This window comes from Flavobacterium frigidum, assembly GCF_048286735.1.
GTDB lineage: Bacteria > Bacteroidota > Bacteroidia > Flavobacteriales > Flavobacteriaceae > Flavobacterium.
Window position 1 is genome coordinate 44686 of the sequence record NZ_JBLVPU010000007.1, and the last position, 13559, is coordinate 58244.

The 13559-nt window shown below is 32.3% G+C and carries 13 protein-coding genes; 4 read left to right on the forward strand and 9 right to left on the reverse strand.

Annotated features, from left to right (window positions below; all coding sequences use genetic code 11):
* Positions 1-20: 20 nt before the first annotated feature.
* Positions 21-506: a phosphoglycerate mutase family protein gene (locus tag ACNQGO_RS06005; protein ID WP_417984671.1), complete on the reverse strand. Its 486-nt coding sequence runs from the start codon at positions 504-506 to the stop codon at positions 21-23.
* A 50-nt stretch (positions 507-556) separates the two neighbouring features.
* Here ACNQGO_RS06005 and ACNQGO_RS06010 point away from each other — a divergent pair, with 50 nt between their 5' ends.
* Complete coding sequence (locus ACNQGO_RS06010; protein ID WP_417967905.1) at positions 557-793, forward strand: VF530 family protein; 237 nt, start codon at positions 557-559, stop codon at positions 791-793.
* On the opposite strand, the gene ACNQGO_RS06015 is transcribed toward ACNQGO_RS06010, so the two are convergent.
* From ACNQGO_RS06015 to ACNQGO_RS06025, 3 genes are all read right to left on the reverse strand, one after another.
* Positions 790-1341, reverse strand: coding sequence for a DUF3575 domain-containing protein (locus ACNQGO_RS06015; protein WP_417984672.1), 552 nt, complete (start codon positions 1339-1341; stop codon positions 790-792). The genes ACNQGO_RS06010 and ACNQGO_RS06015 overlap by 4 nt on opposite strands.
* 145 nt (positions 1342-1486) lie before the next feature.
* Positions 1487-2035 (reverse strand): GNAT family N-acetyltransferase, encoded by a 549-nt coding sequence (locus ACNQGO_RS06020; protein ID WP_417984673.1) that lies wholly within the window; start codon positions 2033-2035, stop codon positions 1487-1489.
* A gap of 15 nt (positions 2036-2050) precedes the next feature.
* Entirely contained in the window at positions 2051-2902 is an 852-nt protein-coding gene (locus ACNQGO_RS06025) for an aldose 1-epimerase family protein (RefSeq protein ID WP_417984674.1), read from the reverse strand.
* 158 nt (positions 2903-3060) lie between these two features.
* On the opposite strand from ACNQGO_RS06025, the gene ACNQGO_RS06030 reads away from it, so the two are divergent.
* Positions 3061-5328, forward strand: a complete 2268-nt coding sequence (locus ACNQGO_RS06030; RefSeq protein WP_417984675.1) for a M1 family metallopeptidase — start codon at positions 3061-3063, stop codon at positions 5326-5328.
* A gap of 75 nt (positions 5329-5403) precedes the next feature.
* On the opposite strand, the gene ACNQGO_RS06035 is transcribed toward ACNQGO_RS06030, so the two are convergent.
* Complete coding sequence (locus ACNQGO_RS06035) at positions 5404-6444, reverse strand: agmatine deiminase family protein (protein ID WP_417984676.1); 1041 nt, start codon at positions 6442-6444, stop codon at positions 5404-5406.
* A 180-nt stretch (positions 6445-6624) separates the two neighbouring features.
* Between ACNQGO_RS06035 and ACNQGO_RS06040 the strand changes: the two genes are divergently transcribed.
* Positions 6625-8151 (forward strand): choice-of-anchor I family protein, encoded by a 1527-nt coding sequence (locus ACNQGO_RS06040; protein WP_417984677.1) that lies wholly within the window; start codon positions 6625-6627, stop codon positions 8149-8151.
* 79 nt (positions 8152-8230) lie between these two features.
* Here the strand turns inward: ACNQGO_RS06040 and ACNQGO_RS06045 are convergent, their stop codons facing one another.
* Complete coding sequence (locus ACNQGO_RS06045) at positions 8231-9118, reverse strand: carbon-nitrogen hydrolase (RefSeq protein WP_417967923.1); 888 nt, start codon at positions 9116-9118, stop codon at positions 8231-8233.
* Positions 9119-9259: 141 nt separating this feature from the next.
* On the opposite strand from ACNQGO_RS06045, the gene ACNQGO_RS06050 reads away from it, so the two are divergent.
* The gene (locus ACNQGO_RS06050) at positions 9260-9574 is read left to right on the forward strand and encodes a type IX secretion system membrane protein PorP/SprF (protein ID WP_417984678.1); all 315 of its coding nucleotides are present in this window, start codon (positions 9260-9262) and stop codon (positions 9572-9574) included.
* A 301-nt stretch (positions 9575-9875) separates the two neighbouring features.
* On the opposite strand, the gene ACNQGO_RS06055 is transcribed toward ACNQGO_RS06050, so the two are convergent.
* From ACNQGO_RS06055 to ACNQGO_RS06065, 3 genes are all read right to left on the reverse strand, one after another.
* The gene (locus ACNQGO_RS06055; RefSeq protein WP_417984679.1) at positions 9876-10415 is read right to left on the reverse strand and encodes a hypothetical protein; all 540 of its coding nucleotides are present in this window, start codon (positions 10413-10415) and stop codon (positions 9876-9878) included.
* 167 nt (positions 10416-10582) lie between these two features.
* The gene (locus ACNQGO_RS06060; RefSeq protein ID WP_417947758.1) at positions 10583-11740 is read right to left on the reverse strand and encodes an alpha/beta fold hydrolase; all 1158 of its coding nucleotides are present in this window, start codon (positions 11738-11740) and stop codon (positions 10583-10585) included.
* A gap of 356 nt (positions 11741-12096) precedes the next feature.
* Positions 12097-13347, reverse strand: coding sequence for an amidohydrolase family protein (locus ACNQGO_RS06065; RefSeq protein ID WP_417984680.1), 1251 nt, complete (start codon positions 13345-13347; stop codon positions 12097-12099).
* Positions 13348-13559 lie beyond the last annotated feature (212 nt).

Below are 13559 nucleotides of genomic sequence, written 5' to 3' on the forward strand. Positions count from 1 at the left end.
ATTAAAGATTTAGCAACGGTTTAGGGCAATTTCAAGAGTTGGTGCGTAATCACATCGCCTATTATAGTCACAATATAAAGATTTCCAAAAGTGCTATCAGGAATATCTGTATATATATTTTGGTTGATTATTTGATTGACAAAATTTGGAGTAGTATTACTGTGTCCAACAATAAGAATTGTTTTGCCTACAGTTTCTTTAAGGAAATCATTTTTAATGATGTTTTTAGGATTGTATAGTTTGATTTCTATTTTTTTTGTAGCAGCAGTAACATGAGCAGTTTGAACTGTTCTCTTATAATCAGTAGCATATATTTGATCAAAATTAATTTCAGCAAATATCTCGTTCCAAAGTTTGGCTCTTTCTAAACCTTTTTCGGACAAGTCTGGATTTTGAGAATTATCTACTTTTTCAGTATGTCGAATGAAGTAATAAGTAGTTGCTTTTTGTTGTCCAAAATTCAATTGGAAAACGAAAAAAGCGAATATCAAAAGTAGTTTTTTCATAAAAATGAATTTTAAAAAATTAGTATTTACTGATTTTATATCTTTACAAAATGGAAAATTTAAAATCAAAAGATCCGCTTCACGGTATTACACTTCAAAAAATAGTAGAACAATTAGTAGCACATTATGGGTTTGACACTTTAGGGGAACTCATTAAAATTAAGTGTTTCACTGCTAATCCAAGCGTAAAATCTAGTTTAACTTTTCTACGCAAAACGGATTGGGCTCGAAAACAAGTTGAGGAGTTATACCTTAAATCACAGTCAAAGTTCGTTCAAAACGTTTAGTTTAATTTATAAGAGACCATTACGCCTCCACGATATGGCAACCATTCGCCACTTTTATTATAGTTTTTTACAGTTTCATAACGCTCTCCTGTACTGATATAATAACCTTTATAGTATCCTTGATGCCAGCCACCTCCTAAAAAACAATCCAACATAAATTTCTCATTTATTTTCACTTGATAACCAATTGTTGAACCGATAAAGTATCCAAAACCCTTTTCATATAGATCTGTATTTAGATAGTTCCATTTTTGAAAATTATAAATACTTGCCCCAATGTGTGCACCTGCATAAAAGCCATTATGCTTTTCTTTGAAATGGTATCGATATTCAGGCGTGAACGTGTAAAATTCCCGAGGTTTACCGTTTACTGATTTCCAAAACGACGCTAGCACATCAACTTGTAACGTCGATTTTTCTCCAATGCTCGTTTCGATACCTATATTGGGTAGCGTCAAAATTGTTGTAAAAGCATTTGCTTTTATGTAGGTTTGTGCAGTCAATAGCATAGAGCTTAGAGCAAAAGAAAGGATGAATAATTTTTTCATAGGTTGTAAAATCGTACTTTTAATGTTTTACGGAGTTTAAAAGAAACGCAAATGTAGCGCTTAATGTTTTGTTTAGTTTTAAGTTTTTGTGCTTCGTGTATGTTTTAACGTATGTTAAGATATTAAATAGATGCTAGTGTGGAAACTATTTATTTAGAATACAATAAATTAGAGTGTCTAAAAACCGTCCTTCAAAAAAACTATTTTCTTTTAAATGCGCTTCTTTTACAAAGCCATTTTTTTCTAAAACCTTTGCAGATCCATAATTTTCAGGGTCAAGGACAGCCTCGATAGAATGTAATTTCATCACCTCAAATCCGTATTTAACCACTTCTTTCACTGCTTCAGTTACAATTCCTTTTCCATGGTATTCCGGGAGTAACATATATCCAATCTCTGCACGATAGTGTTCTGGCTTGATCATATAATGACCAATTATCCCAATTAATTTTGCATTATCTTTCAAAGTAATCGCCCAATTTATCCCTTCATTACTGTCTATTTTGCCATCTATCATGGCAATGTGTGCTAAAGCTTCTTCATCGGTTTTTACCAAAGGCCTTGGTATGTACGTCATCGTTTCTGGATTGGATCGCAAGGCGAAAATCTCCTTTATGTCATTAGAATCTACTCTTCTTAAAAGCAGGCGTTCGGTTTCTAAATTTGGAAATGGATTGAAATTTATAGTTAACATATTTGCATTTTTTAATTAAAGGATTTCAATACTGAATTTTGAATGGAAAGTTGCATTGGATTCTAAAACTTGAATGCCTTCTTTTTCAAATAAATTTCCAGAATTTTCTTTGGTGTCAGAGTAGCCAAACCAAGGTTCAATACAAATAAAGGGCGCGTTCATTTTTGTCCAAATTCCTAAACTTGGAAAATCCTCAAAATGTACTCTTAAAATTGGATTTTCATTTTCTAAAATAGTCAACGATTTAGATTGTATTGATTTAAAAATCAAAGCGTCGTTTTTAAACAATTCATACGTCAGTGGAATTTGTTTATTCTGAAGGTCTAATTTCTTCGTTTTATTCGAAATTAAATTATTCTCCAAAAGGTAATATTCCAAAGATTCATCTGAATCGAAAGCAACAGCATAGTTTTCAAATTTGTTTGGTAAAGCAAAAGCAGGATGCGCACCAATAGAAAAAGGCATTTTTGATGACCCCATGTTAATAACTTGATAAGCTATTGATAAGGTCATTTCTTCCAAGGTGTAAATCAAATGCAATTCAAATTCAAAAGGATATACTTTTAATGTTTCTTCAGAAGATTGAATAGAGAAAGTTGCGCTATTTTCTGTCGAATCAATTAATTGAAATTCCATTTCTCTAGCAAATCCATGCCTAGACAAGTGGTAGTTTTTTTCGTTATGATGAAAAGTATTGTTTTTTAAAGTGCCAACAATTGGAAATAAAACTGGAGAATGTTTTCCCCAAAATTCAGGATTTCCCTCCCAAATGTATTCTTTCCCTTGATTCGATTTTAATGAAATCAATTCAGCTCCTAAATGTTGAATTTGCGCGGTAAGCGTATTGTTTTTCAGTGTAGTTATCACAAGAGGTATTTGAAGTTAAATTTTATTGTAAATATATTTTATAATTTTTAATTCTGATTCTACCGCACCAAGATTTTATTGTTTTGATTAAAATCTATTTTTAAAATAGCTCAAAATCCTCTTTTTTTTCATTTATTTGTGATATAAATTTTATAAAAATGAAAAATATTCGCTTCGGAGTCTTATTACATTTGACTTTATTATTCGGAGTTGCGTCTGTTTGGGCGCAACAAACCCCAACAAATTCTGCTAATACTGCAGTTTCAAAGTATGATTATCACGATGCTTTTGCTACACATTTTTATTCTAAAAATGGAACAAGTACTCGTTCAGCAAGTGGTCAGCCGGGTGCCGAATATTGGCAAAACAGAGCTGATTATCAATTGACGGCTAAACTAGATGAAAAAAACAACGAAATTTCTGGAACAGGAATTATTACATACACAAATAACAGTCCTGATAAAATGGCTTTTGTTTGGATGAATTTAGATCAAAATTTATTTAGTGCAGATTCGCGTGGAAACGCTTTAGTGCCTTTAACTGGCAGTCGAAATGGGGCAAGAGGTCAAGTTTTTGATGGCGGTCACAAAATTAAATCTGTAAAAGTAATTGCCACCGCAAACGGAAAATCTACCGAAGTCGATGCCAAGTACCTAATAACAGATACTAGAATGCAGGTTTTTCTTCCGCAAGGATTAAACGCAAAAGGCGGTTTGGTAAAAATTAAAATTGATTTTTCGTTTATAGCTCCTTACGAAGGTTCAGATAGAATGGGTATTTTAGAAACTAAAAACGGTAAAATATTTACTATTGCACAATGGTATCCGCGTATGTGCGTGTATGATGATGTACGAGGCTGGAATACCAATCCATATTTAGGAGCTTCAGAATTTTACTTAGAATATGGAGATTTTGATGTAAGTATTACAGCGCCTGCTAATCATGTAGTGGTGGGTTCAGGTGAATTAATAAATCCTACAGCTGTTTATTCAACTGTTGAACAAGGTAGATTGGCTCAAGCTAAACAAAGTGACAAAACGGTTTTTATACGTACTGCTGAAGAAGTAGCCGTTTCATCAAAAAATGCAGCTACAACTACAAAAACGTGGAATTATAAAATCAAGAATTCTCGTGATTTTTCATGGTCTTCTTCTGCATCATTTATTTTAGACGCTGCAAAAATTAATTTACCAAGCGGTAAAAAATCATTAGCTATTTCAGTTTATCCAGTAGAAAGTGCAGGTAACGCTGCTTGGGGTCGTTCTACCGAATATACTAAAGCTTCGATAGAAAATTATTCTAAAAGATGGTTTGAATATCCTTATCCTGCAGCTACTAACGTGGCTGGAAACGAGGGCGGAATGGAATATCCTGGAATCGTTTTTTGCAGTTGGGAGTCTAAAGGAGCAGATTTATGGGGAGTTACAGATCATGAATTTGGTCACATTTGGTTTCCTATGATAGTGGGTTCTAATGAAAGATTGTTTGCTTGGATGGATGAAGGTTTTAATACGTTTATTAATTCATTGAGTTCCCTTGATTTTAATAATGGTGAGTATAAAGAACCAAAAGCGGATATGCAGCAAAGAGCAGAAGTATATACGAGCCCAAATCTTGAAACGATCATGAGTTCTCCAGATAATATGAAGGAGAAAAACATTGGACTATTGGCGTATTCGAAGCCAAGTTCAGGATTAGTTATTTTAAGAGAGCAAGTACTTGGTAAAGAGCGTTTTGATTTAGCTCTAAGAACTTACATTGAGCGTTGGGCATACAAACATCCGCAACCAGACGATTTCTTCAGAACAATTGAAAATGTTGCAGGTGAGGATTTGAGTTGGTTTTGGAGAGGTTGGTTTCAATACAACTGGCGTTTAGACCAAGGTATTAATGGAATCAAATATGTAAAAAATGATCCCAAACAAGGTGTAGTAATTACGATTGAAAATTTCGAAAAAATGGCTATGCCAGTAAGTTTAGACGTAAAAACGAAAAGTGGTAAAATAACCCGAGTTACTTTGCCTGTAGAAGTATGGCAAAAAAATAAAGTGTGGTCTTTCAAGCACAATTCGACTGAGGAAATTGCAAGTATTACATTAGATCCAGACCATGTTTTACCGGATAGTAATACAGCAAATAACGTGTGGAAAGATGACAAAGACACGATTGAAAAAGATGTCATCTTAGATGGTTATCTTGGTACCTTCTCGACAGTTATGGCTCCAATTAAAATTACGCTTTCAGAGAAAAACGGTACCTTGAATGTTTTGATTACAGGCTATCCAAGTTTTTCAGCAGAATCAGTTGGCAAAAACAAATTTGAATCAAAACAAGCTGGACTTACCTTTGAGTTTAATGAAAGTTTAAGTGGGTTTGAAATGTTGGTTCCTGACGGAAAGAAAATACCGTTTACAAGAGATAAATAAACAGGTATTATAGATATGAAAAAAGACTTGTAGAAAATTATTCTACAAGTCTTTTTTTTTACTTTTTTTCTAAATCTATTCTGGAATTTGTTGGCTTAAGCAATGCAAAGTTCCAAATCCCCAAATTAAATCAGTAGCGCTGATCCCGATTATTTCTCTATCCGGAAAACATTCTGCAAGGATGTTCAACGCTTTTCGGTCATTACTGTCGTTAAAAGTAGGAACCAAAACACAATTGTTCAAAATCAGGAAATTGGCATAACTGGCTGGCAATCGTAAGCCGTCAAATTCCAAACGTTTTGGCATCGGTAAAACCACGATTACCGGTGATTTTCCATTTTCCAGTTTGGCGTTTTGCAAGCGTTTTAAATTGTCTTGTAATGGTTTGTAGTTATGATCCTTTGGATCTGTTTCTACAATAGTCACAATCGTATCTTCGTTTACAAATCGGCATAAATCATCAATATGACCGTGAGTATCGTCACCTTCAATTCCGTCGCCTAGCCAAATCACATTGGTAATTCCGAGGTATTCCTTGAAAACGGCTTCGTAATCTGCTTTGGTAAAATTTGGATTCCGAACTTGAATATCAGGATGCATCAAGCATTCTTCTGATGTCAATAAAGTTCCACGACCGTTAGTGTCAATCGCACCACCTTCTACAATTACCGGTTTTCCTTTGTACATAACTTGCGTCAAAGGAATATTTAAGAATTCGCCCACTTTGGCAGGAACAAATTTGTCTAATTGAATGTTTTTATATTTGGCCCAACCATTAAAATTAAAGTTCAAAGCTTCTCTTTCGGTTCCGTTTTTTACAATAATCGGACCCGAATCACGCATCCAACTTCTATTGGTTTTATGAATGATGTAAGAAACATTGGTTAGCGCAACATGAGCTGTTTCCAGCATCGTATTTACTTTTTCTTTTTGGTTTTCATCGGCAACTACTAAAAATACTTGCTCGAAAGTGGCTACTTTTTTAATAAATTCTACAAAAGCCCATTGAATCGCTTCGTATTTTCCTGGCCAATCCTTACCGTTGTGCGGAAAACACAGTAACATTCCTTGTTGCTTTTCCCATTCGGCGGGAAATCTTCTATTATTTGTAGTCATACAGCGTTTCTAATTATAAAGACTGCAAATATAAACATTCAGTAGGATTTTAAAATAGTTGGCAACCATTCATTTCAGACATTCTATAAATTTATAAGAATAGTTTTGGTAATGATTATATAATATTGAGTTAATTTTTGTTGGGCTTCGGCTAGTTATTTTTGGAAAAAAAATATACTTATGAAAAAATATGGTATTACACTATTAGCTGCAATTATGATTTTATTAAGTTGCGAAAATGACTCTAATAAAGAGGAATCTCCTGAGTTAGTTGTAAATGAAAACGCTGCCACTTTCAAAGAAATTGGTTCCATTACAATCGGTGGCGCTGGAGCAGCTGAAATAAGTGCATATGATGAAGTTTCTAAAAAGTTATTTACTGTAAATAACAGTAATACGAATAGGATTGATGTTATCGATTTATCGAATCCGTCCAGTCCAGTATTTGTAACAAGTATCGATTTAACTCCGTTCAATGGAACTTCAAATAGTGTGGCGACTTATAATGGTAAATTAGCAGTGGCATTAGAAGCAAAACCTAATAAGCAAGATCCTGGAAAAGTAGTTGTTTTTGATACGGCTAATTACAGTGTCATCAAAGAAATTACGGTTGGTGCTTTGCCGGATATGATTACTTTTTCTCCAGACGGAAATTTCATCATGACTGCTAATGAAGGAGAACCAAATGATACATATTCAATAGATCCGGACGGTTCTGTATCTATTATTGCCGTTAATGCTAATTATGCAGTAACGACTTTAAGTTTCGAAAGTTTTAGCAATCAATTAAGTACGTTGAAAACGAAAGGATTCAGAATTGCAAGTCCAACTAATAATTTTGCTTCTGATATTGAACCGGAATATATTACGATATCTGCGGATTCTAAAACGGCTTGGGTTACTTTACAGGAGAATAACGGAGTGGCTAAAATTGATTTGGCAACCAAAACGATTACGAATATTTTTCCGTTAGGCTATAAAAACTACAATCTTGCCGAAAATGCTATTGATATCAGCGATAAAGATGGTAGTGTCTTGGCTACTGCATGGAAACTCAAAGGAATGTTTCAGCCGGATGCTATAACTAATTTTGAAATTAATAAAATCCCTTATTTTGTAACTGCAAATGAAGGAGATGCTAGAGAGTATACTGGTTTTGTTGATGTAAAAAGAATCAGTAGTTCTACTGTTGTGCTTGATCCAATAGTATTCCCTAATGCTGCAGCTTTAAAAGTTGAGGCAAGTATGGGTAGATTGAATATCAATACAAAAATGGGTGATACGGATGGTGATGGTGATTTTGATGAATTAGTTTCTTTTGGAGCCCGTTCTTTCTCCATTTGGAATGGAAACACTGGAGAGATTGTATTCGACAGTAAAAATGAATTAGACAAGAAAGCACAAGAATTGGGTATATATGATGATGCTAGAAGTGATGATAAATCTGTAGAGCCAGAATCAGTTGTGGTAACTAAAATGGGCGACAAGACGATTCTTTTCGTCGGTTTAGAAAGAGCTGATGCGGTTATGGTATATGATGTTTCGAATCCTGCTGCTCCAAAATTTTTACAGACTTTTAAAACGGGCGATGCGCCTGAGGGCTTACTTTTTATTCCAGCTTCGAAAAGTCCTACCAAAAGAAGTTTGATCGTAGTGAGCAGTGAAGGCGATGGTGTCGTTAAAATATTCCAACCAGATTTGAATTAGATTTATACGTTTTCTTTAAACAAAAATCCCTGCTAAGAATTATTTTTCAGCAGGGATTTTTTAATTTTCGAAAGACAAATTAGTCAATCGCTCTTTTTGTAATATCTCCAAAAGCATCTATTCTTCTATCTCTAAAGAAAGGCCAGTTCTGACGCACATTTTCTTGTAAGTCTAAATCTACTTCAGCAATCAGAATTTCCTCTTTGTCGTGTGAGGCTTGCGCCAAAATTTCACCTTGTGGTCCCGCAATAAAGGAAGATCCCCAAAACTGAATTCCCGCCGTATCTGGTAAGTATTGTTCTACACCAATACGGTTTGCTGCTGCAACGTATACACCGTTTGCCACGGCATGACCTTTCATGACACTCATCCAAGCACCATGCTGATTTTCTCCATATTGTTCTTTTTCTTGAGGATGCCATCCAATTGCTGTTGGGTAAAACAAGACTTCAGCACCTTGCAAAGCAGTCAAACGAGCTGCTTCTGGGTACCATTGATCCCAACAAATTAAGGTTCCTATTTTTCCTTTTTTAGTTGGAATGGTTTTAAAACCTAAATCACCAGGTGTAAAATAGAATTTTTCATAAAAATGAGGATCATCCGGAATGTGCATTTTACGGTACAATCCCGCTTCTGATCCATCGGTATCGATTATGTACGCGCTATTGTGGTAAATTCCTGCCATTCTTTTTTCGAAGAAAGGAACAATAATAACCACACCTAATTCTTTTGCCAAAGCGCTAAAAGCAATAAACGAAGTACTATATAAAGGCTCTGCCAAAGCAAAATTATCTACATCTTCGCTTTGACAAAAATAATGACTGCTGTATAATTCCGGTAACGAAATCACTTCGGCTCCCAATTTTGCGGCATCACGAACCCAACTGATGCATTTTTTCAAGTTGTTTTCGGCAATATCATTAAGATTCAATTGAATGACCGCTATTTTGTACTTTTTATTTGGCATGACTAAAATTTTAGATTGCAAAAATAGGGAATTTTATAAAGAGTAGAAAATAGGGGCAATGCGTTTTTTTAGGTTTTTGACACATCACTATTAGAAGCTAAAAAATTTATCGACATGAAATTTTTTCCGTACACTACTTAAATGTTTGTAATTTCAAATTACATGCAACAAGGCCGCTATAACCGACTTGATATTGGGGCTTCTATTTTATTCGAAAAAATGTTTTTTGGGGCAACTGCCGTAACAAATCCTGCTAAAAATGGTTTTAATAACCAGTTGCTTACCTCTGTCAATCTTTTTACGGGGTTGCAATACAATCATTTACGATTGGGACTCGCTTATGATTTTAATACATCCAAAATTGGAAAAACTGGTGGTATCTATGAACTTTCTTTGACCTATCAATTTAATTTGGATAGAAAGTGTTTTGGTTGCCCTAACTATACCGGAAAATAGTATTAAGGTAGTACACCTAAATCCGAATTTGAAAATACTAGCTTTCGGCTTTTGTATATCGATATTGAAGTTGGGAGACTTAGTAAAATTTTAGATTTATGTCCAAATGTGAAGGAAAACACGTAAAAACCATCTTGATTTTACCGCATATAAATAGAGACTCACATGCATTTTGTTATTCTTTTAAAAGGATTTCGATAAATCCTTAAGTGTTTACTGCATATAATCTGTAGCGTTCAACAGCGTCTTCATTGTTCGTGCGACGCAGGAAACGAAGAACTCTAACTTTTGGCAGTAGCTATTATATTTTCTGTAATTTGATTAAATATGTTAGATTATTAGCAACTTTTTTTGTGTATTCTCTACCATTAAACATTATTGTACTTCCTGCAAACATATAATGTTCAACTTCTTTAGTAGTTTTTAATATGAATTTATCTTGATGCTTATTTGAATATTTAGCTTCAATGCAATTTATATCTTTAAAATTTATAGCCTTTTTATCATAAATTTTCCTAATCATAGAATTGTTTTCAATCTTGACTTCTTTAATTTTAAAATCAATAATTACTTTATTCAATTTTTCGAAATATTTATAGGCAATCACGTATTGAAAAATTAGTATACCGAAGAAATAAAGTATTTGTTCGGATTTTAAACCGTCTTTAATATAAAAGTACAATAAGAAAAAAGGCAAAACATGAACGAGTATTAGAACTGCTGTTTGATGATTTTTTGGAGTGAATATTATTTGATCACCATTTTCTGTTTTCTGATATTCTATTTGCATAAAATTTTCTTTATTCACTAGAATATTTTCTATTTCGCTAATGTAGTTCATATTTTATTCGATATTTGAGGTGTTTAATGTCAATGTTTTGCCACTTTGAGATGGCTGAAAATTTGTAACCATTGATTATCGGCTTAACGAAAACTTGATGCGAAACGATAATTCCACTAAATTCCAGCTAGCTCAAAATGGCTGTTTTGCGTACGTTTTTTCATTTACTATTGTTTTAAAAGTTCTTCTAAAACTCTTTTGCCATTTTCATTTTCGGGATTTAATTCAATAGACTTTTTATACATTTTAATTGCTTCTTCTTTTTTGTTAATTTTTAATAGTATTTCCCCATAACTATCGTAAGCATTTCCACTGGTAGGATATAATAATACGTTTAATTTGAAAATTTCTAAAGCTTTTTCATTCTCGTTCTTGTTTAAATATTCGTAACCTAAATTATTCAGATTGTCTTCCGAATGTATGTAAGTAATATTTTCTTTTTTGACGTTGTTTGATGAACTAATGGCATAATTTAGAGTACGTTCATAAACTTCTGTTTTCTGTTTTTTATCTAGAGTTTCAGCATAACTTTTAGCTATTGTTGTTATGACTAAAGTTGGATTATCAAACCAAATTCCGTGACCACATTCAAATGCGGTAATACCGATACTTTTTGGATGACTAGCAACAAAATTTTTATGACATTCTTTCCAATGTTCTACTTTTTCAGTTTCTTTAAAAGATGCAATTCCACTAATTAAATCTACAACTGGAATATTTTGTGGAATTGAAATTTCACTCATCATTTTAACAGTTTCGCGTATATTTGCCGCCATGTAATATATAGGGAGATTGTTTTTTTTCCATTCTGGAATAAGTAGTTCTTGATTTTTTAAATCGCTTTCTACAAACTTTTCCATAAAATTATGGTTTACATCTATTAATACAATCGATTTTACAAGATTTGGATTCCTTACTGAATATAAAGTTGAAAAGTAACCGCCAAAAGAATGAGAAACTAACATAATTTGTTTATTGTAACCCAATTTTTTTAATCCTGTTTCTAAATCAACAAGGCTATTTAACATACCGTGTTTTGAGTCTTCAGTTTCTAAAGTATTCATAGTGCTTTTACCTAAACCTTCTCTATCATATGTTATTATTGTTGCTCCAGTTAAATCTGCAATTGGTTGCAGAATAGAATTCCAAACTCTTCCAGCACTTCCAGCACCTGCTTCAAAAAGAATTGGAATTCCTGAACCTTTTATAATGGTAAAATGTAGTTTATGATTTCCTACATCCACCAAAGTATCAATTGTTTGAGATTGACTTTTTATTGAACTAAATAGTGTAAAAAAGATAATAACTTTTAAGAATAATTTCATTTTAAAATTTTAAGTTTTTGTTTTTTCGTTTTTTGGTTCGTTTTGGTAAAATGGTACACAACTCATATACATACGAAATAAACCTTCGTATATCCACCTAAAAATAGATAAATTGACAAAGGTTTGTTTCGGTTTATTTCTTTTTAAATACATTATAATTTTCTTACAAATAAGTAATCGTCTTTTTATCAAATATGAAAAGTAACAGATTCTATACTCTAATAAAGCACTTTATTCGAAAACTTTATTCTGAAAAAAATCGTTGTCAAATAGCCCAGATGGGAGCAAATACGCTTTTTATAAATGAAACTCGAGAGAGAGTTGCTTTATAAAAAGATACTGCGGACCTAGGGGTGTTATTTAAATTTATTTAATAGTTCCTTTTGGTTATATACATTTCCTTGTTTGATAATAGTTTCTATTGTTGATAGATTTCTAATATCCTCAAGTGGATTTTTATTTAAAATTATTAAATCTGCAACTTTGTCAACTTCGACACTTCCCCATTCATTTTGTTCCTCGAAGAATTGAGCAGGAATTAAGGTTGCTGATTTTAAAATAGTATAATTATCAATTCCTAACTTTGACCAAAATAACATTTCGTCGTGCATTGAAAAACCACTTATTTGAAACAAACCTGATGGATCACTTCCAACAAGTAATAGACATTCGTTTTTATACAATTTTGTAAAAATTAATTTTTGTTTTTCAAATTTTGCCTTGTAATTTTCACCATATTCTAAAAACTTTTGTTCTCCGACTTTTTCAATTTTTGCTTTCAAATCTTTTTCCCATTTGTCTATATAGGATTTTGGTGCTTTTTGATAAGTTAATCTAGTTTTGTAATCATATGGATATTGATAATTAAAAACAGTAACAAAATAATCAAATGTTGGGCAATTATAAACGTTGTTTTCTTTAGTTAATTTTATATTTTCATCTAAGTTGTTAATGTTTTCATCATTTGGATAAGCAGATAAGTGTTCAATACTTTTAAAACCTGATTTTAAAACTTTGCTCATTGAAACGCTGGATGGATAGTGTCCGCAAACGATTTTCTTTTCTTGATTTGCACGAACCATTAATTCATCAAATGTATTTTCATCCTTAACAGAAAATAATTTTATAAAATCTAAATTGTTTTTCTTTACATCATTAAATATGCTGTCAATCTGATTTGTGGAATTTTGTTTGCTGAAAATATAACTATAATGTATTGTAGGTTTGATTTTTTGATGCATATTTTCTTTCAATTCTGCTTGATTTACATCAGAATTCATAACTCTTATTTGAGTAACACCTGCTGAAATATTTAGTACTAATAGAGTATCTAAAGATTTCTTTTCGTGTAAGTGCACGTGCATATCTGCAAGCCCTGGCATTAAGTATTTATTTTTTCCGTTTATTATTTTTTCTGTTTTATCAAGATTCAATTTTTTAAAATCATTAATCTCAATAATTTTTCCATTCTCAATTAAAACACTTTTGTTCTTTAAGATTGTATTTTGATTTATGGGAATAATATTTACATTTTTAACAACAGTTCTTTGTCCAAATAATTGAACTATTGCGAATAAATTTATTAAAATCAATAATTTGTTTTTCATACGATATTTTTTTTGCACTTGCCTCCAACTTGTATATAGATTAAATAAACCTGTGTTTATCCACCCAAATATGGTTAGATCGGCAAACTTTGCTTTACTTTATTTCTTTTCAAATGTATTAAAATTTTCTTATAAATAAACAATCATCTTTTTTATCCTATATAAATAGTAACAGAATTTAACTTTAATAAAGCACTATTTTCGAAAATTTT